Consider the following 22,742-nt stretch of genomic DNA (forward strand, 5'->3'; position numbering starts at 1 on the left):
GTCAGATGTCCCAGGCGACCGGCAGTTCGCCGATGCCGTTGAAGATCGGGATGCGGTGATCCTTTTTCATCGGTCCGTCGAAGCGCAAATTGGGAAGCCTCTCGAGGATGGTCTCCAGGAACAGCCGCGCCTCGATCCGCGACAACGGCGCGCCGCGGCAGATGTGGATCCCATAGCCGAAGGCGAGATGCTTGCGGACGTCGGAAAGATCGCGGTCGAGGTCGAATTTCTCCGGGTTCGGGAACACCGTCGGGTCGAGATTGGCGGCCGCCCACATCATCATCACCTTGGTGTCGGGCTGGATAGTCAGCGGCCCGACGGTGACTTCCTCGTTATTGGTGCGGAACAATCCGTGAAGCGGTGATTCGACGCGCAGCGATTCCTCGATTGCGAGCGGAACGAGGTCGGGGTTCGCCTTCAGCTTTTCGAACTGCTCGGGCGACTTGAGCAGCTGATAAAGCAGGCCCGACAGCAGGATCGTCGTCGTGCCGCTGCCCGCGGCGAGCAGGAAGTTGCAAAAGGCGAGGATCTTGTCGTCGGTGAGCCGGCGGCCTTCGATCTCGGTGGTGATGAAGCGCGTGAGCAGATTGTCGTCGGGCTGGGCTTCGCCCGACGCCAGCTTGCGCTTCACGTCGGCGAGATGGTCCGACAGAAAGCTGTCGGCAAAGGCGTTGCGCGACGGCGGGCGTACCGGATTAGGGGCCAGCATCTGGCCGATCGATCCGACGAAGCCCTCGCGATAGGCGTCGATACCATCGTCGTCGATCGCCTTGCCGAACATGGCGAAAATCACCCAGAGCGGCAGCGGCTCCGAAATTTCCTTGTGAATGTCGCAGCGGCCGTTGGCGATGAAGCTGTCGATGCGCTCGTTGAGGAACGCCTTGATGCCCGGGATGAAGGATTCGAAATAGACTTTCGAAAAGGCCTTGCCGACCAGCCGTGCCTCGAACGTATGCTCAGGCGGATCGACGCTGACGAGCACGCCGGGGGTCTCGGGCGACTGATATTGCAGCGCGGGGCCGAGCTTGCTGCTCCACAGCTTGGTATTGGTGCAGGCCTTGACGATGTCCTGATGCTTGCCGATCGCATAGAAATCGCCTGCCGAGGAATGCGCATAGGGGCACCCGCTCGTGTGCATTTGGGTATAGATGTCCTTGAAATTCTCGGCGAAGGCCTCCGAATTCATGTCTACTTCGACGACGCCGTCGACCGGACAGGTTCTCGCCTCGCTCATGATGCTCGCTCTCCCATTATCGAAGGTCTCTGCCTTCGCATATTATGTCTTTCGCTTTTCAAAAAATATCACGCGCTTTATTCTTGTCAAGGCGGTGGATGGCATTTTTGCGATCCGCTTCGACTCCGCCGCAGGACAGTAAATGTAAGAAAAATGGGTGATTAGCCGAAAGGCGTGCAAGCAAGTCGAATTCGCTTCGGGTCGCGAGAGGGTTGATTTTGCGGCGGGTGCGGCTTGCGCAGCTTAGAAAAATATATCATACACTATTTTTGTCGGACGGTACCGCAAGCATGTGGGCCGGGCAGGGCAAGCGGTCGTTCCGTAGCTCCCGACAGCCGAGCATAGCGGGAGAGAGGCATGAACTTAGAGCAATGCAGGCCATTGGTCACCGGCTCATCGCGCGGCATCGGGCGCGCTTTCGTCGATGCGTTTCTTCAGGCTGGTGTGCCGAGAGTCTACGCCGGGGTACGGAACGAGGATGCCGCCGCAGCCGTGGCTGCGATCGACCCGCGCGTCCACCCTGTCATCGTCGACACGACGCGGCCCGAACAGGTCGAGCAGGCGGCGCGCGACGCTGATGATATCACCGTGCTGATCAACAACGCGGGCGTCCTTCATTATGCGAGCTTCCTGAACGCGCCCGACCTCGATCAGGCACGGCACGAGATGGAGGTCAATTATTTCGGTCCGCTCGCGATGGCGCGGGCCTTCGCGCCGGCACTGACCCGGTCGCAGGGAGCGATCGTCAACATTCTCTCGATCGCGGCGCTCGCCTATATGCCGCTCGTCGGCACCTATAATGCATCGAAGGCCGCAGCGCGTTCGATGACGCACGGCTTGCGGGCCGAGTTCGCCGAGGCGGGGGTTGCGGTGATGGCGGTCTATGCCGGCGGCTATGATACCGAAATGCATCTTGAGAGTACCGACAAGGCGCTGCTCAACCCGCCGAGCGTGCTCACCGGGGCGGTGCTCGACGCGCTCGCGAAGGGCGGGATCGACGAACTGTTCCCCGACGCCGCAGCGCGCGGAATCGGCGAGCGGCTGGGGCTGATCGCGGCGGCCTGACATCGCCGCCGACGAAGAGGGCAGTCATGGGAATTTTCGACGGACGGACACTGCTGATCTCGGGCGGTGCAACCGGACTGGGTGCGGCCACGGCGATGTTGGCGGCGGAGGCTGGCGCGCGCGTCGCGATCTTCGACGTCAACGAAGCCGAAGGTGTTGCCGTCGCGCGCGAGGCGGGCGGACGTTTCTGGCACGTCGATGTCGGTTCCGCCGACGAATGGGAAGCAGCCGTCGCGGCGGTGACCGCCGAGCTGGGACCGATTGGTTTCGCGCATCTGAATGCCGGCATCATGACCCGCCCGCTCGATGTGGCGCTGTCAGTACCGCCGATCGAGGATTTCGCGCTCGGGCGTTATGAGGCGCTACGCCGCGTCAACATCGACGGCGTCGTGTTCGGGCTGCAGGCGCTGCTGCCCCACATGGCGCGGTCCGGCGGCGGCGCCGTGACGATCACCAGCTCTATGGGTGGTCTGGCGCCGATCCCCTTCGACCCGGTCTATTCGATGACCAAACATGCGCTGGTTGGTCTGGTGCGCAGCCTTGGGGCGGCGCATCCCTCGGGTCCGGTGCGCATCAATGCAATATGCCCCGGCGGTTTTACGAGCGACCTGTTCCCGTCCGAGTTGCACACGCCGGACAGCCTGACGCCGCACGATGTTGCGCGCGAAGTAATCGATCTGCTCGCTAACGGCGCAACCGGTGAAACGCGGGTGATGCTCAAGAAGAGCGTGCCGGCGCAGGCGGTGTCACCGTCGCTCGGGCAATAGTTTCCAACGATTTCGACTTTTGCCGCGCGGCGCGCCGAAGGCTGGTGTGAGCGTGCGCTGACGTGCGCGCACGGACGATGCCTCGCCTGTGTGGCGCAAAGAAAAAGGCGCCTCCCGAAGGAGGCGCCGAGTTTGCCCTAGAGAGTTGTCCGGGGTTTTGATCAGAAGCGGAAGGTCGCCTGTAGCGTCACCAGCCGCGGGACGGGTGAGTCCGCCATGATGTCGCCCGCCGTGCCGAGCGGCTTGTCGGTGGTCGCCGGCGGATGCCAGTTGCTGTCGAACAGGTTGGTGGCAATCAGCGCGAACTGCCAGCTGTCGTCGAGGCGACTGAGGCGCAGCGACGCATTGACGATCTCGTGCGATTCCTGACCAGGCGAATAGGGAATCTGCCAGGCTGGCGTCTTGTTGTAGATATAGCCGTCGACCGTGAAGCCGATTCCCCAGTCGTTGCTGATCGGCGTTTCGTAGCTCACTCCGACGATCGCCTGGAACGGCGCGGGGCCATAGCGCAGGCCTGTCATGTAACGGGCCTTGCCGGTTCCGACACCAGTCGAATAGCAGGCGCCGGGGATCTTGGTAGTCCCCGGCGCCGCGACTGGAAGCGTCGTCTGGCCGGCATAGCATTGCGCGCCGTCGAAATCCGTGAACTTCAGGTCGGCATAAGAGGCCGCGACACGCAGCGTCAGGTCCGGCGAAGCGCGGAAGCGGATCTGCCCCTCGATCCCTTGATTGCGTGCGCCGCCGGCATTCTGGGTAAAGAAGGACGTCGTCGTCGCATCAAAAGTCTGTACCTGCAGCCCGTCATAATTGAACCGATAGGCGGTGAGGTCGCCGGTGAGGCGACCGCCGAGCAGCGACGCCTTGATGCCCACTTCGCCGCCCTCGACGGTTTCCTCGTCGAAGAGGAAGGGACGCGTCGGATCGGCAAGCGTCGAATAATTGGCCACGGTTGACGGATTCGACGCGCCGCCCGACAGATAGCCGGTCTTGTACGCACCATAGACGGTGAGGTCGGGGGTGACCTTCCAAGTCAGCGTCGCTTCCGGCGAGACATTCTCGCCCTCGAACTCGGGCCGGTAGCGGAAACCGGCCGGCGAGAAATTGGGAAGGCGATTGAAGATGTTACCGATGTTGGTCGACTTTTCCTCGCGGGTCCAGCGCGCTCCGCCCGCCAGTTCCAGGTTGTCGAGGATCGACCAGCGCAGCTGCGCGAAAGCCGAATAGGTCTTGCCGCGGCTCTGACCGGTCGAGATCAGGGTGTCGTAGATCCCGTTGAACTCGCCGGGGCCGGTGAACGGGCCGAGAGCGGCGATCTTGGTGCCTGCTACATATTCGCGCCGTTCGCTCTGATAGAAAAGGCCCGCCGAGAAATTGATCGGTCCGTCATAGTTGGAGACCGCGCGAAATTCCTGGGAGAACTGCCAGCCCTTGTCGCGCTGCGTGTTCGTCGCCTGGCCGAAGACCGTATAGTCGAAATTGTCGAACGCGCTGTTCTTGTAGTCGTAATAGCCGGTCACCGAGGTGAGGTCGATCGCGCCGACGGCGAGGTCAAGGGTCAGCGACGACAGCGACACGCGGGTCTTGCTGAAAGGCTTGCCGTCCTCGGGCGCGTTATAGAGGTTGCGGGTCACTTCCAGCGGGGGCAGCCCGTTCGACGACACATTGTTCGCGGTGCAGTCGCCGAAGGGATCGGGAATGCCATAGGCGGTCGGCCGGGTGCCGCCGCAATGGACGACTTCGCGCGTACCCGATCCGCCGCGATTGCGTTCGGTCGAATAGAGCGACCGCAGCGTAACCGTGAGGTTATCCGAGGCCTTCCACAGCGCCGTCCCGCGCACAGCGTTCGACTTGGTGCCAGGGCCCCATTCATATCCTGATCCGGGGAGGATCAGGCCGGCTTCGGCCGGAAACGGATTGGCGATCGGTTCGCCGACATAGCGCAGATAGCCGTCCTGCATCCGGCTGACGCGGCCCGCAACACGCACCGCGAAATTGTCGGCGACGGGCAGGGTGACCGCGCCTTCGATCATCGGCGTGTTGGTCTTGAACTGATATTGCGCGGTCGCATAGCCCTCGACGCCGCCGCCGAGTTCGGGCCCTTTGCTGAGGATCGAAACAACTCCGGCGGGGCTATTGCGGCCGAAGAACAGGGCCTGCGGCCCCTTCAGTATCTCGATGCGCTCGATATCGAACTGCGCCATCGTGACGACGCGGCCGCGCGTCAGCTGGACGCCGTCGAAGTTCATCGCGACCGGCTGTTCATTGCCAAGGTCGTTGGCGAGGTTGCCCACGCCGCGGATCGAAAAGCTGCCGCCGCTCGACGACGAGGGCGTGCGGACGAGCTGGACGCCGACGACCTGATTGGCGATTTCGGACAGGTCGCTGGTCGCGTAGCGTTGCAGTGCTTCGCTCGACAGGGTGGCGGCTGCGACCGGCACGTCGAGCAGCCGTTCTTGTGTCCGGCGCGCGGTGACGATGATTTCGTCGTCGCCTGCTGCACTGCGCTGGGCGGGCGCGGGCTTCGCGTCGCTATCCTGCGCTTGAGCGGCAACCGGGCTGAGTACCGCGATGGCGAGTATGGAGGCGCCCCAAACAGGCCTCCATTTCGACGCTCTGTTTATGGCGTCAGACTGATTTGACGGAATCGTCATGAATTGATCCTCCCTCTCCCGATTGCATCTTGCGTGCATCGCCTCCCAAATGGAGGACGTGTTATACAAATAGATCGTTAGCATGATTGTCAAGAGCGGAATCTCTGAAAATCGGGCGATAAATCCGAGAAAAACTCGATTATCGAGAAATTATAACGATATGTATTTCACGTGAAATTCGTGATCGCGAAACGTGTGGAGCGGTGGGGGCGAGAGGGCGTAGGCTGGCGCCACCCTCTCGGCGGCCGGCTAGCGTTGTTCTTCGGGGATCGACAGGATCAGCCCGTCCATAGCATCGGTTACCTTGACCTGGCACGACAGGCGACTGTTGTCGCGGACCTCGTTTGCAAGGTCGAGCATCGCTTCCTCGATGTCGGTCCGGGGGCCCGCTGCCTCGATCCAGTCGGCATCGACATAGATATGGCAAGTGGCGCAGGCGCACACGCCGCCGCAATCGGCCTCGATGCCGTTCACCCCATTATTGATCGCGCCTTCCATAAGGGAAAGCCCGGCTTTGACATCGACGATACGCTCGGAGCCGTCGGGTTCGATATAGGTAATTCTGGCCATGTTATGATCCGTTGTTTCTGCTTCGTCCCTGGCGGGCGGGGTGGCGGCCAGGTCGGGGCCACCCGTTCCGCCGCCGTATCATCGCGCCAGCGGTTCGTTGTGAACCACGATCGCCTCGCCCGACAGACTGTCGTCCTCGATGATCCGCCGGACTTCCTCGGCGATGTCTTCGGGCTGCAGCAGGCGGATTGATTCGAGAATCGGCTGGAGCCAGTCGGCGTCCTTGGCAACGATCGGGGTATCGGTGACCGCGGGGCAGAGCGGGATCACGCGAATCCCGAACTCGGCGTGCAGCGGCTTGCACGATTCCGAATAGGCTAGGATCCCGCGCTTCGATGCGGCGTAAGCGGGGTCCTTGGGAAGCGGGCCCAGCGCTGCGGTCGAGGCGGTGTTGATGATGATGCCCGGGACGGAGCGGGCGCGCAGGAAGCCGACGCCCATTTTGGTCCCGATCATCATCGCGATCAGGTTGATTTGCATGACCCTGATCATGCGGTCGACATTGTCGTCCGGAAAATCGGGCGGACCGCCCATGATACCGGCATTGTTGTGGATGATGTCGAGCCCGCCCGATCGCTCCTCGGCGCGCGTATACATCGCGATTGCGGCTGCAGGGTCCGACAGGTCGACCGTTTCCGTCAGGGCTTCGGCACCAAGGCCGCGGATTTCGGCCGCGATGGAAGCGAGGCCTTCTTCGTCAATGTCGGCAAGGACGACCGTGCTTGCGCCATTGCGGGCGAGCATCAGCGCGCAGGCGCGCCCGATACCGCCGCTCGCGCCGGTGACCAATGCGCGCTTTCCCCGAATATCCATGTCTCTCTCCCGAACGCACCGCCGTTCCCAGCCAAGGGCTGGTCCGTCTGGTGCAGGGCCAATTTCCCAAGGCCTTTTCTATAGCACGTGCTAATATCATTTCGCTTGTGGAGGCAAGCGGAAACGGACGCGCCACAGCGGCGCCTATTTCAACGGCTCCACCACGACCAGTCCGGACCCCGCGATACGCCCGCTCTCCATGTCCATCACCGCCTCGTTGATCTGCTCGATCGTGTAGCGTTTGCCGATTGCCGCCGAAGGGCTGAAGCGTCCTGCCGCCATCCATTCGGTCAGCACCGCGATCGCGCGGTCGCGATCGAGCGGCTGGGCTGGTGTATCGGTCCATCTGATCATGGGATCGAGCGTGCCGGGGTTGCGCCCATTTCCTTCGCGGCAGTCGAGACCGCGCCGCGCGCCGGTAGCGGCGAGGTCGGCGTCGGCGGCGAGGCATAGGCTCGCGCCGGCCGCTTCGGCCGCCGCTTGAGCATAAGCGGGAGCGGCTGCGATGATATGGGTGTCGCCCGCGGCGCGGAGGGCAGCGATCGTCGCGAGCGCCAGACCGCCGCCACCGACGATGACCACCGGTTCGTCGGCTCCGCTTTCGACGACCTGCATCCCGACCGTGGCGGCGAGGATCCCCGTTGCTCCGATCAGCGCGAGGCTGTCGCGGTCGGCTTCCGCGTCGCGCGGAAAAGGCGCGACATATTGTTCATCGACAAGCGCGTTAGTCGTCCAGGTCGAGACCGGGCGATCGGGCCGTTCCGCGCCATCGGGCGTCGTCCCGATGACGACCTGATCCCCGATTCTCACCCGCGTCACCGCTTCGCCGATCGCAGTGACGATGCCGGCGCCTTCGAGTCCCGGCACCAGCGGCTGCCAGTCGGGCGCGTCGGAGCGCGAAAGCAGATCCACGTCGGCGGGCGTGATCGCCGCCGCGAACATCTCGACCGCGACCTGATGTCCTGTCGGCGCCGGAATCTCGACTTCCTCGATCGCAAGAAATCCGAACGATTGCAGCACCGCCATGCGACTGAGCGTCATCAGTCCTGCTCCACAAAGCCGTCGAGAAGCTGGCGGACGCGCAGCCGTTCGGGGATGTGCTCGATACCGATCATCCGGTCGAGTACCTCGGCCGAGTTATAAAGGCGGCGCTCGTTATAGCCGATGCGCAGCCCCGGCAGCCCGGGCGAGGAGAGCGACAGGAACATTGGCTCCATGTTGCGGACATCCTCTTCCATGATCGTCATCGGCGTCTGCAGCGTCGCCTGCCGCATCTGTTCGATTGCGGGTGTATCCTCGCCCCAGTCGGGTACGAACGAGGTCCATTCGAAGAAGGTGTGGGCAGGATCGACCGGCCAGGCGGCGAGGATCGGGAGCCCGCGGGCCGAGGTCGGGGTCGTGAGATTGGGAAAGAGGCTGTAGGTCAGGACCGCGCCGTTCACGATCGGCTGCACCGTATTGATGAGCGGAGTGCCGGTACCGATAAGCGATTCGCGACCCTTGTCGGCAGCGGCCTCCCAGTCGGTCGGCCCGGCCATTCCCATCATCTCCTGCTGCCGCTTGGCAAAGGGCGTCACCATCCGCGAATGGCCGTGAGGGAACATCGCGTGGGTCACGCCGCGCTGGTCGAGCGAGACGACGCCGTCGTGATGGTGGATGTGCTTGAAGTGATAGACCTCCTGAAACGCTTCGGTCGCGACCTTCCAGTTGGTCCGCAGCAGCACTGTAGCGCGGGAGAACATGCGCAGTTTCGCGCACTCATATTGCGCCATCTGCGGCACGACCGGGCCGAGCCATTCGAGCAGTGGAATCGCGTCCGGGTCGCGATTGACGAAGATGAAACCTTCCCAGACGTCGCAGCGATATTCGGTGAGTTGGCGCTGCGCATGCGGAACGCTTTCCAGCGTCTGCCCCGCGGGAACGGCGACGAGCCGCCCGTCGACGTCGTAGGTCCAGCCCTTGCGCTGGCACTGCAAGAAGCCGCCGGGCAGGCTGAATTCGGGAAACTCGACCTGCATGAACATCCGTCCCGGCGCATCGAAAGGCATTTCGTGCTGATGCGCGCCCGGGTCGGTCAGCGGCACCAGCGGCGCGTCGTTGGGGCTCTGGTTGAGAAAGGCGCGAATCCGTCCCGCAGTATCTCGGACGAGGACGATCGACGGTCCGCTATAGTCCCATATCTGGTAGTTTTCCGGGTGCGGCAGTTGCTCGGCGCGGCCCGCGTAGAGCCAGGTTCGCGCCCACATATGCTTCTGCTCAAGATCGAAGAACAGCGGTTCCGTGTAGCGACCCGCCGGAATCACGGGCAATTCGGGGAAGCCTTCGGGCAACCCTTCGCGGTCGAACTCGGCCAGGATTTTGCCCTTGATCCGATCCATGAGCGCCTGATCCATCGTTTTTGCTCCTCGCCCTGCAGTTCTGGCACATGGCACCACCGAAATCGCGTCCTGCGGGCTGTGCTTTCAGCCTTCCTATATAAAAAGGGGAATGCGTGCTAGAGTTTGTTCGAATTATGCGATACGGCTGACGCGAAAAGAATGGCCTTTGCTGATGTTCGGGAGATGATCATTGTCGCTGACGCTGCCTGCCGCGCCCTTGGAGGATGCGGCCATTTCCCGAGATTTTGAAGGCGGAGCGGAGCTTTACGAGCGCGAACTCAAGCGGATTTTTGCCCGATTCTGGATGCCCGTCGGCCGCGCCGAGGAACTGGATGAGGTCGGCGGCTATTTCACCTGGGATCGCACGCGGATCCCCACCGTGATGATCCGGTCGGTCGATCATCAGATCAGGGGCTATTACAACAGCTGCCGACACCGTGGTGCGCCCGTGGTGCGAACCCCGACCGGACGCGCGCGCGCCTTTCGCTGCCAGTATCACAGCTGGACCTACGATACCTTCGGCAAGCTGATGGCGATCCCCGACGAGCGCGACTTCGGCAATATCGATCGCTGTGCACATTCGTTGGTGCCGCTGCGCCTTGCCGAGTTGGGAGGCTGGCTGTGGATCGACCAGAGCGGCGAGGCGCCTGACCTGGCGGCCGCGCTCGGCGATCTGCATCCCTGGCTTGATGCGCGCGCGCAGTACCGGCTTGCGGGACGCCACACGCAGGTGGTCGATGTCGACTGGAAACGGGTGATCGCGCACCTGCGCGCGCGCATGGTGGATGAGCATTCGCATTTTCCGAACATCTGCTTCGTTGAAGCCGGGGGCGAACTGAGCATGATGGCGGCCTGGCCGCGCGACGAGCAAACTACCGAGGTAGAGCTGGTCGTCTGCGTTGCGCCGGGGGCAGCGGAGCCGTCATCCGATGCGCTCAGGCAAAGGCTCGACGAGGCGCTGGCAGGAATTTTGCCGGGGCGCGGGGCTTTAGAAGCGTCGTCGGGCGATTTCGCGGACGCCTGGTCGCGCGCGCTGTCGCCGGAAGCTTAGAGCGGGACGGCCTTGGCATTCGATGCTCCAGGCGGTTCGCCGGTACGGGCCATGATGAAATTCTGGCCCGAAGCTGCAACGCCGGCCCTGCCTGCGGGCGCGGTAGCGACGGGCGGCGGAGCATTTGACTGGGAGCTCGATCTGGCGGCGGGCTTGACGCCGGGGGATGCGGCCGCCGCGTTGCTCGCACTGGCGTCAGGGGCAGCGGTCGCGCCCTTGCAATCCGCGTTGAGAGCGTGCGATCACGGGGGCTTGGCGCCGGCCGTCTTACCGCTCCATCCACCCCTGTCGCTCTGGCGTGCACGCGACGGCTGGCTGATCGTTCACACAGCGACGCGCGAGAGCTGGCGCAACTTTTGCGCCACCTTCCTTAATGGTTCGGCCTATCGCGATGTCCTGCCCGACCGGGCCTGGTCGGACGCGGAGATCAACCGGCTCGCGACAATCATCCTCGACACCCACAAGGTCGATGACGCCGTCGGAACCTGCCTGACCTATCAGGTCCCTGCCGCTGCAGTTCCCGGATGGCACGACCGTGATCGCGGAGCGGAGGGGCGGGCGCTTGCCGATCGCCTCGCCTGGGCGGCGCTGTGGTCGCCACATCAAGTCAAAGAAGAAGGAATGCCAGATGAGCGATGACCGGAGTTTCGAGGGCAAGACATTGCTTATCACCGGCGCCAACCGGGGATTGGGGGCGGCGTTGGTGGAGGCTGCCTTCGCGCGGGGCGCGGCCAGAATCTATTGCGGCGCGCGGGATATCGCGACGTTCGGATCGGCCCTCGATCGCTTCGGCGCGCGCGCGGTTCCCGTCGCGCTCGACGTGACGAACGACGCGCATGTCGCCGCCGCCGCGGACCTTGCCGACATCGACATCGTCGTCAGCAATGCGGGCGTGACGCATATGGTGCCGTTACTTGAATCGACGCTCGAAGGCGCGCGTGCGACAATGGAGACCAATTTCTTCGGGCCGCTGCGGCTGGTATATGCTTTTGGTCCGCATCTCGAGGCGCGTGGCGGTGGCTTCATCTCGGTGTTGTCGCTCGCGGCGCTCGTTCCCGCGCACGGTGCTGAACTGTACAGTGCCAGCAAGGCCGCCGGCATGATGCTGGGACATGCCGTGCGCGGGGCGATGCCGAATGTTGCGGTATCGCTCGCCTATCCGGGGCTGATGGACACCGACATGATGCGCAGCTCGGACTTCGCGAAGACTTCGCCGCAGGATATTGCGGCGAACATCCTCGATGGCTGGGTGGACGGCGAAACCGCTCTGTTCCCCGATCTCCATTCCCAATATCTGCGCGACGAGTTCGTTACCCGCCCGCGCGAGGTGCTGACCGATCCCTATGTGCTGATGCGTGATGCGCTGCTCCGCTATCTGGAAGCGAAAGCTTAGGCGGTCGCCCATTCCTCCGGCGCTTCGATCACCTCGCGCAGTTGCTGGAGCCAGCGCGCGCCGGTCGCGCCATCGACGACGCGGTGATCGCAGGTGAGGGTCGGTGCGATCACGGTCGCGACATAGGGCACGCCGTCCGCCACGCAATATTCTTCGAACGCCGCGCCGACCGACAGGATGCAAGCTTGCGGTGGATTGATGATCGAGGTGAATTCGGTCACGCCGAACATGCCAAGGTTGGATATGGTCATCGTGCCGCCCGAATATTCCTCTGGCAACAGCCGTTTGCGGCGCGCGCGCGAAGCCATATCTTTCATTTCGGAAGAGATTTCGGCGAGCGGTTTCTCTTCCGCCGCCCGGATGATCGGGGTGATCAGTCCGCCTTCGATCGCCACCGCGACCGCAATGTCGGCGTGGGCGTGAAGCAATATGCCTTTCGGATGATAGCTCGCGTTGATCGCAGGGTAACGGGCGATGGCAATCGCTGCGGCCTTGATAATCAGGTCATTGAACGAGATCCGGTTTTCGCTGCGCCCGGCGTTGATCGCCGCGCGCAGCCTTTGCAGCCGATCGACCTCGATCTTTGATTTCAACGAGAAATGGGGCACTTCGCCGAAGGATTCGGTCATTCGCCGCGCCATGGTGCGGCGAATGACGTCGAGCGGCTGGACGACATAGCTATCGTCGGCGATACCCTGTTTCCGAACCTCTTCGAGCAGCAATGGATCCGGTGCGATCGATTGGCTCCAGGGCTTGTGGTCCAGCATTTTGGTCTCCCGCACATGTTAAATATTATAATGCGCTATATAATGCTGTGCGACATAGCAAGACGGGACGCGCGAAACATGATTGAAACAAAGCGGTGAACCGTGCGAAAAGTCGAGTGCGATCGGCAGCAACGGGCCACGGCCGCACATGATGTAAGATTAGCGGGGACGGTCCCGGCAGGAGATAGACTATGGAAGAATCCGTCGCCGGGCGCCCGACGAAATACAAGAGCGACAGCATCATGGAGCGGCGCGAGCGTATCCTGCGCGTCGCGCGCAAGATGATCGCCCAGTCGGGGGTCGCGGAGTTGAGCGTTCGTGAACTGTGCGCTCGCGCCGGTATTGCGCAGAAGACGCTGTACAACGCCTTTGGCAGCAAGGATCACGTGATTACGCTGGCCGTCACCCAATATACCCAGGAATTCAACAATTCCGTTTATTACAAATTTCCGCGCAAGACGCTTGAGGGACAAATCGAGCGGATGATCAAGGTCCACTCGCGCAACACGCAGCTGCGATCCTATACGACCGCGATCATGTCGGTCTATAATTCGGCGCAGTCCGACCGGGCGCTGCGCAACGCGGTGCGGCTGATGTCGACCAATGCGTACAAGCCCTTCGTCGAGATGCTCGACGAGGAAAAGGGCCTGCAGAGCAGGGTCACGCCCGAGCATATTGCCGCGTATCTGACGACCAACACCTATGCGACGCTGACCGACTGGTGCATCGGCGACATCGAGGATCAGCTCCTCGTCGAACGGGTTTGCGAGGGCTTTCTGATGATCGTCGCGGCGTCGACGCGCGGCAGGCACAAGGCAGAGGCCGAGCAATGGCTGAACGACCTTAGAAACGGTCGGCCAAGCTGGATGACCTTCCGCAAGATGGCCGAGGTCGAGCCCGGCGAACTGCGCGCGGCTTTCCTGCAGACGCACAAGGCCAAGCAGCAGGGGCAGGCCGACGCCGATGCGTCGGCGACACCCGCAGGCAAGGCAGCGGACGACGACACGGCGGGGACGAAAGGCCGAAAGCCCCGCGCTGCGAAAGCCGCGACAGCCACGCGCCGGGCGCCAGCGAAAAAGCCGGCGGCAAAGAGCTGAAACCGTCCGTCGTCGGACATCGCTGGCTGGCAAACAAGCTGCTGGCATAATAATATAGCATGCGCTAATATTTCTCGAACCGGGCCCTGTGCGCCGGGAAAAGTCGCACGCTTCTTGGTTGCAGCGCCCCCGCAAGGGCGCGGACAGGCAAGAGGGGCGTCGTCGAGGGAGAGAGATATGGGCACCAATGGACGGGTTGCGGGCAAGGTTGCGCTCGTCACCGGGGCGGCTTCAGGCATCGGAGCGGCGATCGCCGAACGGCTGAGCGAGGAGGGCGCTTGCGTTATCGTCGCGGACATTAATGCCGATGCGGGCGAAGCGCTCGCGGCGAAATTAAACGCGGGTGGAGCGTCGGCTGCTTTCGAACGGCTCGACGTTACCAGCGAGGCCGACTGGCAGCGGGTCGTCCATGATACGCTGGGCGGCTTCGGCGGACTCGACATCATGGTCAACTGCGCGGGTGTCGCCGTTGGTGGACAGGAGCTGTTGCAGCACGACTTTGCCAACTGGCGGCGCATCCTCGCGATCAACCTCGACGGCGTATTTCTTGGCCTGCGATACGGCGGTGCGGCGATCGTCGCCAATGGCGGCGGCTCGATCGTCAACATCAGTTCGGTTGCCAGTAAGGCGGCGGTAACCCGCGGTGCCGCCTATTGCGCGTCGAAGGCAGGGGTCGCGCAACTCACGAAGGTGGCGGCGCTTGAATGGGCGCCGCTCGGCGTTCGCGTTAATTCGGTCCACCCGGGCTATGTCGAAACGCCGCTTGTTGCTGAACTGATCCGGCAAGCTCCCGATGCTGATGCGATGCGCGCGGCGGCCATCGCGCGACACCCTATCGGACGGCTGGGGCTCCCACAGGAAATCGCCAATGCGGTACTTTTCTTCGCCAGCGAAGAGGCGGGTTTCGCGACGGGCGCCGAATTGCTCGTCGACGGGGGTTACACCTTGCCCTGACAGCCGATGGAAGCTGTAATAATTTTATAACATATAATACTATTCACGTTTCGTCAGGGTGGATATAGCATCGCGCAATATGATTCCCCGGTTCAACGAAATCGGGCGGGCGGTGCGCTGTTTTGGCGGACTGTGAGGGAGGAGAGAGACTATGGCGCTAGCGTCGCATCGGATGGCCGCAATTGCCGGGGACGCGCTGGCGCTGGCCGACGAGAGGATTTCGCTGAGCTGGAGCGAGCTCGATGCGATTCTCAACCGGGCGGTGAACGGCCTGCTGACGCGATCGCTGGGGCCCGAGCGCCGCGTCGCGATTTTTGCTGCCAATTCGAGCGAGGCGGTGGTCGCCTATCTGGCGTGCCTGCACGCGGGCGTTTCAGCTGTTCCCGTGAACCCCAACCTCAAGGCCGACGAGCTCGCCTATGTCCTCCGCGAATCCGCAGCCGGAATCCTTTTTGTTGGCCCTGAAACGGTGGAACTCGGTGGCGCGGTGGCGCGTGCCGCAGGCGGCGTCGACCTGATCGGCTGGCGGTGCGAAGCAGAGGTCGGAGCGACGGCTTGGGAGGCGTGGCTCGCGGACCAGTCCGACGCACCGCCGCCCGACGACATGCCCCCGCGCCGCTATCTGCAATTCACGTCGGGGACGACGGGCTTTCCCAAGGCGATCGACGCGGTCGACACGACGCTGCCGCAGGCCGAGACGGTGGCCGCCTTCTTTGCGATGCTGCGGGAGTGGACCGCCGAACGGCCTGAAGGAACGCATCTCTGCCTGGGTCCGCTCTATTTCAACGCCTCGCTGACGTCTGTCCGCATTCTCGGCGCCGGCAATGCGCTTGTCGTGATGGCCAAGTTCGACGCCGAGCGGGCGCTCGAGTTGATCGATCGATACCGGATCGTCACGACGCTGATGGTGCCGACGCATTTCAAGCGGTTGTTGTCGCTTCCCGATGCCGTGCGCGCACGCTTTGATGTCGGCTCGCTCAAAGTGGTCACGCACACCGGCGCCGCCTGTCCGCCCGAGGTGAAGCGCGCGATGATCGAATGGTTCGGCCCCATCCTCGTCGAAGCCTATGGCGGCACCGAAAGCGGGACGACCAATATCATCTATTCGGACGAATGGCTGGCGCATCCGGGATCGGTCGGCAAGACGATCTCCCCCTTCGAGCTCGAAATATATAGCGAGGAGGGCGAGCGGCTCGGGCCGCGCCAGCCGGGGCAGATCTTCTTTCGCGACACGCGCGGGCGCGGGATCGTCTATCGCGGCGATCCCGAAAAGACCCGCGCGGCGCATCGCGAGCCCGGGGTCTTCACGCTCGGCGACGTCGGCTATTATGATGAGGAGGGCTTCCTCTACATCACCGACCGGGTGTCCGACATGATCGTTAGCGGCGGGGTGAACATCTATCCCGCCGAGATCGAGCATCTGCTCGTCGCGCATCCCGACATCGTCGACGCGGTCGTGATCGGCGTGCCCAACGCCGACCTTGGCGAAGAGGCGAAGGCGCTGGTCATTCCGCGCGACCCGGCGGCAGCGCCCGAATCCGAGGCGCTGCTCGCCTGGCTGCGCGGACAGCTCGCGGCCTATAAATGCCCACGGTCGATCGATTTCGTGCAGGACGTCGGGCGCAATCCGGCGGGCAAGGTCAACAAGCGTCAGCTGCGCGCACCTTACTGGCCGTCGGACAGGACGATCGGTTGATTATGGCAAACCAGTGCCGGATGGCCTCTTGTGTTCGTCATTTCTATAACGCATGATATATTGTCAAAACGATGATTCCGGGCTCCGCTTCACGGCGGACGGACCCGAAAGATGAGGGAGGATGAACGGATGGCCCAGCTGTTGGACCAGGCCAATGACGTCGATGGCGCGACTCTAATCGAGATTTTTCGCCGGTCGATGCGGGTCTACAAGACCGATGAGCGATTTCGGCAGATGCTGATGAGCGGCAAGCTGCGGCTCGTCTATTATCCGGTGCGCGGCCAGGAAGTGCTCTCGGCGTCGATGATGACCGCGCTCAACATCGACGATTATCTGGTGACGACCTATCGCGGCGTGCACGATCAGGTCGCCAAAGGCATTCCGCTCAAGGATTTGTGGGCCGAGTTCACCGGCAAGGTGACCGGCACCTGCAAGGGCAAGGGCGGCCCGATGCACATCACCGACCCCGATACGGGCGTGATGGTCACGACGGGTATCGTCGGCGCGGGCCTGCCGATCGCGAACGGGCTCGCGCTCGCCTCGCAGGAATCGGGCGACGGCCGCGTGACCGTGGTCTGCTTTGGTGACGGCGCGACCAACATCGGGGCGTTCCATGAGGCGCTGAACCTCGCCTCGCTGTGGAAGTTGCCGGTGATCTTCCTGTGCCAGAACAATCGTTACGGCGAACATACCGCCTATGCCGCCAGCACGTCGGCGAAGCAGATCGTCGACCGCGCGCCGGGCTATGGCATGGAAGCGATCAAGGTCGACGGGAACAACCCGATCGAAATGTATAATGCGGCCAAGGCCGCGGTCGATCGCGCCCGCGCCGGCGAGGGGCCGACGCTGATCGAGGCGATGACCTATCGCATGCTCGGTCACACCTTCGGCGCCGATTTTTCCTATGTTCCGAAAGAGCTTCAGGAAGAAGCGAAGGCCAATGACCCGATCCCTGCGTTCCGCACGCTGCTGCTCGCTCGCGGGGTGAGCGAGGACGAGATCGCCGCGATCGAGGCGGTAATCGATGCCGAACTCGACGCGGCGGTCGAACATGCATTGTCCAGTGAATATCCGGGCCTCGAGGAATTGCGGATCGATGTGCTGAAAGAGGAGATTCGCGCATGAGCACCCCCGACAAGATCAGCTTCGCGCAGGCGATCAACCAGGCGCTCGACGAGGCGATGGGCGCCGATCCCAAGGTCATGATACTGGGCGAGGATATCGCCGACGCGCAGGGCGGCGGGGTCTTCAAGGCGACCAAGGGGCTGTCGACCAAATATGGCACCGGCCGCGTTCGCACCACGCCGATCGCCGAACAGGCGATCATGGGCGCCGCAGTCGGCGCCGCGATCGCCGGCTATCGCCCGGTCGCCGAAATCATGTTCATGAACTTTCTGACCGTGTGCATGGACCAGCTGGTCAATCACGCGGCAAAGCTGCGTTTCATGTCAGGCGGCAAGACCTGGGTTCCGCTGACGGTTCGCTGCACCACTGGCGCCGGGGTTGGTTTCGGCGGTCAGCACAGCGACATGCTCGAAGCCTGGTTCGCGCATGTGCCCGGCATGAAAGTGGTGTCGGCGTCCAATCCGGCCGAGGCCAAGGGGCTGCTGCTCTCGGCGATCGAGGACGACGACCCGACCTTGTTCATCGAGGACATCATGATGTACTCGCAGCAGGGCGAAGCGCCCGAGCCCGGTTTCCGGGTTCCGCTCGGCAAGGCGCGCGTCCGCCGCGAAGGCTCCGACGTTTCGGTCATTACCTATGGACGCCCCGTGCGGCTAATGGACGAAATGGCCGAGAGATTGGCCGGCGAAGGCATTAATGTCGAGGTTATCGACCTCCGCACGATCGCGCCGTTCGACGAGGAAACCGTGCTCAATTCGGTCGCCAAGACCGGGCGCGCGGTTATCGTCCATGAAGCGATCAAGTCCTTCGGGACCGGGGCCGAAATCTCCTCGCGCATTCACGAAGAGCTGTTCAGCGACCTGAAGGCGCCTGTGCAGCGGATCGGGTCCAAATATGCGCCGGTGCCGTTCAGCCCGCCGCTGGAGCAGGCCTTTCTCTACAGCGAGGACGAGGTCACCACAGCAATCAAGCGCATCATGGGGTAGGGCGCGGGCCCGGCAGGCCTGCTTCCCCGGCCTTTGGCGGGGAGCGGGCTGCCGCGCCCGTGCATCTCCTGCAAAGGAAAACAGGTGCCGATCCACTATCCCGACATATTGAGCGAAGCGAGCGAACGGCGCGCCTTTTCCTACACGACAAAGGACGCGATCCTCTATGCGCTCAGCATCGGCATGGGCGAGGACGCGGGCGGCTTGCCCTTCGTGTACGAACAGGGGCTTCAACTCGTTCCGACCGCGGTGACCGTGCTCGGCGGCAGCATCATGCCGCCGCTGGTCGCCGGTCCGGGGCTCCGGAAAAGCAGCTTTGACTTTCCGAAGGTCGTGCACGGGGAGCAGGAGGTCATCGTCTATCGCCCGCTCCTGCCCACGGACACGCTGTTCACCAGCACGCGCACGCTGAGCGTCGAGGACAAGGGCGAGGGGCGCGGTGCGGTCGTTGTTACCGAGACGCGCTGGACTGACGCCGACGGCGCCGATGTCGCGGCGCTGATCAACACCATCTTCGCGCGCGGCGACGGGGGATTTGGCGGGCCGCGCGCCGAACGCGCGCAGCTTGCCAGGGAACCTGTCCGGACGCCCGACATCAGCGTATCGATGCCGACGCGGCGCGATCAGGCGCTGCTCTACCGGCTGAACGGCGACGGCAATCCGCTCCATGCCGATCCGGCGGTTGCGGCGCGGGTCGGCTTTCCGGGACCGATCATGCACGGGCTCTGCACTTTCGGCATGACGTGCCGCGCCATTCTGCAACATGTCGTCGGTTATGACAGCAGCCGGATATTCAGCCACGGCGCGCGCTTCACCGCGCCGCTGTTTCCGGGGGAAACGCTGCGCGTCGATCTTTGGGTCGATGATGACATCGTCGATTTCAAGGCGACGGCGGTCGAGCGCGACGTGGCGGTCATCCGCAACGGCTGCACCGCGCTGCGGCCGCCAGCGGTCCCACCCGCAAAGGAGGGAGCCCCCGCCGGGGCTGCCGCACCGGGCCTTTCATGACATCATTATTGGGAGCGAATATGAAAACCGAAATCTGCATTCCCGGTCTCGGCGCCGGCATGGCCGAAGGCACGCTGGTCGAATGGCATGTCGACGATGGCGCCGACATCACCGAAGGCGCGATCCTTTACACGCTCGAAAGCGAGAAGACCGCGCAGGATGTCGAAGCTCCCGTCGCGGGGAAGGTCCAGCGCATCGGTCTCGTCGGCGAGGTTTATCCTGTCGGGGCCGTCGTCGCCGTCATCGAGCATTGATTGCAGCGGGCGCGGGCAGGGATATCTGTCTGCGCCCCGAACGGAGGAAATAACGTGCTTCCTGAATTGGTAAAAGGTGAGGAAACCGGCACCGAGTTTCCGACGACTATTGAATCCTTTCGCAAGGCCGGCGCGGATTTTCTGACGCGCGCATTCCATGCGGTGGGCACGCTTCCGGCTGACGACCGGGTGACCGCTATTACGCGCGCCGACGAGTTCGTCGGCGGCGGAATGGGGCGCAAGCTGTTGCTCGACGTCGAATATGCGCGCGGCGAGGGGCTCGCTCGGCGGCTGTTCGTCAAATTTCCGCTCGATGAGGGGCATCCGCAGCGCGAAATCTTCACCTGGCCTATGCAGGCCGAAGTGCGCTTCTATCTGCTGTCGATCCAGACCCCGCTGCCGGTGCCGATACCGACCGCCTTTTTCGCGGATTTCAACAGCGAGGCGCTGTGCGGCATCCTGATCACCGAGCGGATCGGCTATGGCGAGGGCAATGTCGAGCCCGCGCTGGAGAAGTGCCAGGATTTCCAGCTCGACGACCAGTTCGACCGCTATCTCGTCGTCAGCCGCGCGAATGCGGCGCTGGCGGGTGAGCATCGCGCGGGCAAGCTGGGATCGACGATCGCCGAGAAGTTCCGTTTCCCGGGGCCGCGGCAGATCGGCGGCGAACGCTTTCCGCACGATCAGGCCAATGTTGACCTGCGTATCGAGCGGTTGCGCGCCTATGCGAAAAAGGCGCCGCACCTGCTGCCCAAGGACTTTGCGACCGACGAGTTTCTCGATCGCTTTGCGCGCGAGACGCGGCTCGTGATCGAGCATCAGGACAAGATTTACGGCTATCTGAACACCGCGTCGGATTTCATCGCGCTGTGCCACTGGAATATCAACATCGACAATGCCTGGTTCTGGCGCGACGAAGAGGACCGCCTCGGCGTCGGCTTTCTCGACTGGGGCAGCGCGGGGCAGATGAATATCGCCCGCGCTTTCTGGGGCATGGCATGCGCGGCTGAACTCGACCTGATGGACGCGAAGCGCGAGGCGTTGATGGAAGCATTTGTCGACCAGTATCGCGCCGCCGGTGGGCCGCCGATCACCCTCGACGAATTCCGCTTCATGTACCGCCTTGCGATCAGCGTGGATGCTTTCCATTGGATGATCGATGCGCCGACGATCATCGCGACGCACCTGCCCGATTATGACACCGTCCGCGACCGCTTCGATCCGCGGCTGCAGAATGTCTTTCTCGCGCGCGCGCAGCAGCACATCCTGACCGTCATGCTCAACGAATTTTCGTCGGCGAATGTCGAGGATGCGATCGGCGAACTGCTTGTGCGCGTCCGCGAAAGCGAATTGGCGCCGGGCTGAGCGCGCGCCTCCAGCCGGCGCGCTCGCTCGCCGGTCAGCCTTTTGCGGCCTCGCCCTCGGCTATGTAGCGGTCGATCATCAGATGGAGCGCGCGGATCTTTTGCTCGGCATAGCGTCCGAGATAGACGAGCCCCGTCTCCGATGCCTCCAGCCCCGCCTGGACTTGCGGCAGGTTGAGCATGTCCTGCTCGAAGACTGCGGCAAGCCCGGGGCCGAGAATGTCGTTCGCCAGCGTCATCGATTCATCGAGCCCGATTTCGAACGCGGGGGCGGGGCGCGGCCGTTCCCCGCTCGCCGGAAGGGGCTTCAGGATCATGATGTCCATGATCGCCTCATTGGGCGACAGCCCGTTGGGCCGCCAGCGATATACGATGTTCGAGACATGACCGGCCCAGAAGGACATGTTCGGAAAGACGTCATAGAGGATCGAGTCGAGCATCTCGCCATCGGTCGCGTCGCTGTAGTCCTTGCCGGTTTCAGTCGCGAGGTTCTGGCGCGCCATCGCGGCCAGCGCCGAGCGCGCTGTTGCGCCTTCCGGAAGCTTCGCGCCGCCATCGACCGCGATGCGCGTGCGCGCACCCGTCAGGTGGCTGAAAATTTCCTGCTCGCTCAGCGGTGCGATGAAGGGGCTGGCGACCCCGGTGGCCGAGAATTGGCGCGATACATAGTCGTTCGGACAATCGAACTGGCTGTTGGCGTCGCCGATCCCCGGCAGAATCTGCGGATGGGTGGTGATGCTGTGGAAGGATTCGGAGAAGGCCTCCGACAGCGCTTTCCAGTTGCAGCGGCACTTTTTCTGGACCCAGATGGCGCGATAGCGGTTGGCGAAGTCGAAGCGTTCGAAATCGGCCGCCAGCGGCCCGATGACGTCGAGCAGCGGCTTCGCATCGCGATCGAAATTGACGAAGACGAAGCCGCCCCAGGTGCCGACGCGCGCTTCTGGAAGGCGGAATTCGTCGGGTTCGATATGCGGGAAGTCCCACGGGATCGGGTTGCTCTTGTAGGCTCCGTCGATCGTCCAGGTGAAGGCGTGGTAGGGGCATTTAAATTCGCTGCGGCACCCCTTGCCCGCCACCAGCTTGCGCCCGCGGTGCAGGCACACATTGTGCAGCGCCTTGATCGATCCATCATCCTGACGGACGATGATCAGTGACTTGCCGACGACTTCATAAACATGGAAATCGCCGGTTTTGGGGATGTCTTCCTCGCGGCAGGCGAACTGCCAGGTCTTCAGCCAGACGTGGCGAACCTCCTTTGCGGCAAAGTCGGGGCTGCAATAGCGTTCGGTCGCGACGGTCATCGCACCGTCGCCAAGTTGGCGGCCTTCACGCATATATTCGGGGACCGGTCGATCTTCGCGCGCGAGCACATCCTCATAGGAATCCGCCGGATGTCGATCGTCTCGTAAGTTCATCGCGTGGTCGGTCATCACTTGCTCCCGAACTCCTGCCGATCGAGATTTCCGCCGGCATCTGTTGGGTTAAAGGCTAGGTCGGGCGAGACCGCAAAGTCAATCCATTTGTATAACGTGCTGTTAAAATGAATCCGTCGTGGAGGCATGCCGTGCT

Annotated in this window: 21 protein-coding genes; 13 read left to right on the forward strand and 8 right to left on the reverse strand. The window is 63.1% G+C overall.

Annotation, left to right across the window (positions count from 1 at the left end):
- Nucleotide 1 precedes the first annotated feature (1 nt).
- Complete coding sequence (locus ACSYDV_RS07090) at nt 2-1,234, reverse strand: cytochrome P450 (RefSeq protein ID WP_438323087.1); 1,233 nt, start codon at nt 1,232-1,234, stop codon at nt 2-4.
- A gap of 357 nt (nt 1,235-1,591) precedes the next feature.
- Here ACSYDV_RS07090 and ACSYDV_RS07095 point away from each other — a divergent pair, with 357 nt between their 5' ends.
- Nucleotides 1,592-2,299, forward strand: coding sequence for an SDR family NAD(P)-dependent oxidoreductase (locus tag ACSYDV_RS07095; protein WP_438323088.1), 708 nt, complete (start codon nt 1,592-1,594; stop codon nt 2,297-2,299).
- 26 nt (nt 2,300-2,325) lie between these two features.
- Nucleotides 2,326-3,066 carry an SDR family NAD(P)-dependent oxidoreductase gene (locus ACSYDV_RS07100; RefSeq protein WP_438323089.1) on the forward strand — a complete coding sequence of 247 codons (741 nt, stop codon included), beginning with the start codon at nt 2,326-2,328 and terminating at the stop codon, nt 3,064-3,066.
- A 161-nt stretch (nt 3,067-3,227) separates the two neighbouring features.
- Here ACSYDV_RS07100 and ACSYDV_RS07105 read toward each other — a convergent pair whose 3' ends face one another.
- From ACSYDV_RS07105 to ACSYDV_RS07125, 5 genes are all read right to left on the reverse strand, one after another.
- The gene (locus ACSYDV_RS07105; RefSeq protein ID WP_438323090.1) at nt 3,228-5,717 is read right to left on the reverse strand and encodes a TonB-dependent receptor; all 2,490 of its coding nucleotides are present in this window, start codon (nt 5,715-5,717) and stop codon (nt 3,228-3,230) included.
- Nucleotides 5,718-5,966: 249 nt separating this feature from the next.
- Complete coding sequence (locus ACSYDV_RS07110; RefSeq protein ID WP_438323091.1) at nt 5,967-6,287, reverse strand: 2Fe-2S iron-sulfur cluster-binding protein; 321 nt, start codon at nt 6,285-6,287, stop codon at nt 5,967-5,969.
- 78 nt (nt 6,288-6,365) lie between these two features.
- Nucleotides 6,366-7,100 carry an SDR family NAD(P)-dependent oxidoreductase gene (locus ACSYDV_RS07115; RefSeq protein ID WP_438323092.1) on the reverse strand — a complete coding sequence of 245 codons (735 nt, stop codon included), beginning with the start codon at nt 7,098-7,100 and terminating at the stop codon, nt 6,366-6,368.
- A 144-nt stretch (nt 7,101-7,244) separates the two neighbouring features.
- Nucleotides 7,245-8,141, reverse strand: coding sequence for an alcohol dehydrogenase catalytic domain-containing protein (locus ACSYDV_RS07120; RefSeq protein WP_438323093.1), 897 nt, complete (start codon nt 8,139-8,141; stop codon nt 7,245-7,247).
- A complete protein-coding gene (locus ACSYDV_RS07125; protein WP_438323094.1) occupies nt 8,141-9,493 on the reverse strand; it encodes an aromatic ring-hydroxylating oxygenase subunit alpha in 1,353 nt (450 codons plus the stop codon). The genes ACSYDV_RS07120 and ACSYDV_RS07125 overlap by 1 nt, the downstream gene beginning before the upstream one ends.
- 175 nt (nt 9,494-9,668) lie before the next feature.
- Between ACSYDV_RS07125 and ACSYDV_RS07130 the strand changes: the two genes are divergently transcribed.
- From ACSYDV_RS07130 to ACSYDV_RS07140, 3 genes are read left to right on the forward strand one after another with little or no spacing between them, the layout of a single operon-like run.
- Nucleotides 9,669-10,529 carry an aromatic ring-hydroxylating oxygenase subunit alpha gene (locus ACSYDV_RS07130; RefSeq protein ID WP_438323095.1) on the forward strand — a complete coding sequence of 287 codons (861 nt, stop codon included), beginning with the start codon at nt 9,669-9,671 and terminating at the stop codon, nt 10,527-10,529.
- Between the two features lie 51 nt (nt 10,530-10,580).
- Nucleotides 10,581-11,168, forward strand: coding sequence for a hypothetical protein (locus ACSYDV_RS07135; RefSeq protein WP_438323096.1), 588 nt, complete (start codon nt 10,581-10,583; stop codon nt 11,166-11,168).
- On the forward strand, nt 11,158-11,922 hold the full coding sequence (locus ACSYDV_RS07140; protein ID WP_438323097.1) for an SDR family NAD(P)-dependent oxidoreductase: 765 nt from the start codon (nt 11,158-11,160) through the stop codon (nt 11,920-11,922). The genes ACSYDV_RS07135 and ACSYDV_RS07140 overlap by 11 nt, the downstream gene beginning before the upstream one ends.
- Here the strand turns inward: ACSYDV_RS07140 and ACSYDV_RS07145 are convergent.
- A complete protein-coding gene (locus tag ACSYDV_RS07145; protein WP_438323098.1) occupies nt 11,919-12,689 on the reverse strand; it encodes a 2-oxo acid dehydrogenase subunit E2 in 771 nt (256 codons plus the stop codon). The genes ACSYDV_RS07140 and ACSYDV_RS07145 overlap by 4 nt on opposite strands.
- A 191-nt stretch (nt 12,690-12,880) precedes the next feature.
- Here ACSYDV_RS07145 and ACSYDV_RS07150 point away from each other — a divergent pair, with 191 nt between their 5' ends.
- From ACSYDV_RS07150 to ACSYDV_RS07185, 8 genes are all read left to right on the forward strand, one after another.
- On the forward strand, nt 12,881-13,786 hold the full coding sequence (locus ACSYDV_RS07150; protein WP_438323099.1) for a TetR/AcrR family transcriptional regulator: 906 nt from the start codon (nt 12,881-12,883) through the stop codon (nt 13,784-13,786).
- 177 nt (nt 13,787-13,963) lie between these two features.
- Nucleotides 13,964-14,740 carry an SDR family NAD(P)-dependent oxidoreductase gene (locus ACSYDV_RS07155; RefSeq protein WP_438323100.1) on the forward strand — a complete coding sequence of 259 codons (777 nt, stop codon included), beginning with the start codon at nt 13,964-13,966 and terminating at the stop codon, nt 14,738-14,740.
- Between the two features lie 151 nt (nt 14,741-14,891).
- The gene (locus tag ACSYDV_RS07160; RefSeq protein ID WP_438323101.1) at nt 14,892-16,436 is read left to right on the forward strand and encodes an AMP-binding protein; all 1,545 of its coding nucleotides are present in this window, start codon (nt 14,892-14,894) and stop codon (nt 16,434-16,436) included.
- A 129-nt stretch (nt 16,437-16,565) separates the two neighbouring features.
- Nucleotides 16,566-17,561, forward strand: a complete 996-nt coding sequence (locus tag ACSYDV_RS07165; RefSeq protein WP_438323102.1) for a thiamine pyrophosphate-dependent dehydrogenase E1 component subunit alpha — start codon at nt 16,566-16,568, stop codon at nt 17,559-17,561.
- Nucleotides 17,558-18,547, forward strand: coding sequence for an alpha-ketoacid dehydrogenase subunit beta (locus ACSYDV_RS07170; protein WP_438323103.1), 990 nt, complete (start codon nt 17,558-17,560; stop codon nt 18,545-18,547). Before ACSYDV_RS07165 ends, ACSYDV_RS07170 begins: the two co-directional genes overlap by 4 nt.
- 84 nt (nt 18,548-18,631) lie before the next feature.
- The gene (locus tag ACSYDV_RS07175) at nt 18,632-19,555 is read left to right on the forward strand and encodes a MaoC family dehydratase (protein ID WP_438323104.1); all 924 of its coding nucleotides are present in this window, start codon (nt 18,632-18,634) and stop codon (nt 19,553-19,555) included.
- A 20-nt stretch (nt 19,556-19,575) separates the two neighbouring features.
- Entirely contained in the window at nt 19,576-19,809 is a 234-nt protein-coding gene (locus tag ACSYDV_RS07180; RefSeq protein ID WP_438323105.1) for a biotin/lipoyl-containing protein, read from the forward strand.
- Between the two features lie 54 nt (nt 19,810-19,863).
- On the forward strand, nt 19,864-21,174 hold the full coding sequence (locus ACSYDV_RS07185) for a hypothetical protein (RefSeq protein WP_438323106.1): 1,311 nt from the start codon (nt 19,864-19,866) through the stop codon (nt 21,172-21,174).
- Nucleotides 21,175-21,208: 34 nt separating this feature from the next.
- Here the strand turns inward: ACSYDV_RS07185 and ACSYDV_RS07190 are convergent, their stop codons facing one another.
- A complete protein-coding gene (locus ACSYDV_RS07190; RefSeq protein WP_438323107.1) occupies nt 21,209-22,603 on the reverse strand; it encodes an aromatic ring-hydroxylating oxygenase subunit alpha in 1,395 nt (464 codons plus the stop codon).
- Nucleotides 22,604-22,742: the final 139 nt, after the last annotated feature.

Source organism: Sphingopyxis selenitireducens, assembly GCF_051550705.1.
GTDB lineage: Bacteria > Pseudomonadota > Alphaproteobacteria > Sphingomonadales > Sphingomonadaceae > Sphingopyxis.

Coding starts and splice junctions, on each gene's coding strand:
- ACSYDV_RS07090 (WP_438323087.1), bottom strand. CDS start 1,234: ATGAGCGAGGCGAGAACCTGTCCGGTCGACGGCGTCGTCGAAGTAGAC.
- ACSYDV_RS07095 (WP_438323088.1), top strand. CDS start 1,592: ATGAACTTAGAGCAATGCAGGCCATTGGTCACCGGCTCATCGCGCGGC.
- ACSYDV_RS07100 (WP_438323089.1), top strand. CDS start 2,326: ATGGGAATTTTCGACGGACGGACACTGCTGATCTCGGGCGGTGCAACC.
- ACSYDV_RS07105 (WP_438323090.1), bottom strand. CDS start 5,717: ATGACGATTCCGTCAAATCAGTCTGACGCCATAAACAGAGCGTCGAAA.
- ACSYDV_RS07110 (WP_438323091.1), bottom strand. CDS start 6,287: ATGGCCAGAATTACCTATATCGAACCCGACGGCTCCGAGCGTATCGTC.
- ACSYDV_RS07115 (WP_438323092.1), bottom strand. CDS start 7,100: ATGGATATTCGGGGAAAGCGCGCATTGGTCACCGGCGCGAGCGGCGGT.
- ACSYDV_RS07120 (WP_438323093.1), bottom strand. CDS start 8,141: ATGACGCTCAGTCGCATGGCGGTGCTGCAATCGTTCGGATTTCTTGCG.
- ACSYDV_RS07125 (WP_438323094.1), bottom strand. CDS start 9,493: ATGGATCAGGCGCTCATGGATCGGATCAAGGGCAAAATCCTGGCCGAG.
- ACSYDV_RS07135 (WP_438323096.1), top strand. CDS start 10,581: ATGATGAAATTCTGGCCCGAAGCTGCAACGCCGGCCCTGCCTGCGGGC.
- ACSYDV_RS07140 (WP_438323097.1), top strand. CDS start 11,158: ATGAGCGATGACCGGAGTTTCGAGGGCAAGACATTGCTTATCACCGGC.
- ACSYDV_RS07145 (WP_438323098.1), bottom strand. CDS start 12,689: ATGCTGGACCACAAGCCCTGGAGCCAATCGATCGCACCGGATCCATTG.
- ACSYDV_RS07150 (WP_438323099.1), top strand. CDS start 12,881: ATGGAAGAATCCGTCGCCGGGCGCCCGACGAAATACAAGAGCGACAGC.
- ACSYDV_RS07155 (WP_438323100.1), top strand. CDS start 13,964: ATGGGCACCAATGGACGGGTTGCGGGCAAGGTTGCGCTCGTCACCGGG.
- ACSYDV_RS07160 (WP_438323101.1), top strand. CDS start 14,892: ATGGCGCTAGCGTCGCATCGGATGGCCGCAATTGCCGGGGACGCGCTG.
- ACSYDV_RS07165 (WP_438323102.1), top strand. CDS start 16,566: ATGGCCCAGCTGTTGGACCAGGCCAATGACGTCGATGGCGCGACTCTA.
- ACSYDV_RS07170 (WP_438323103.1), top strand. CDS start 17,558: ATGAGCACCCCCGACAAGATCAGCTTCGCGCAGGCGATCAACCAGGCG.
- ACSYDV_RS07180 (WP_438323105.1), top strand. CDS start 19,576: ATGAAAACCGAAATCTGCATTCCCGGTCTCGGCGCCGGCATGGCCGAA.
- ACSYDV_RS07190 (WP_438323107.1), bottom strand. CDS start 22,603: ATGACCGACCACGCGATGAACTTACGAGACGATCGACATCCGGCGGAT.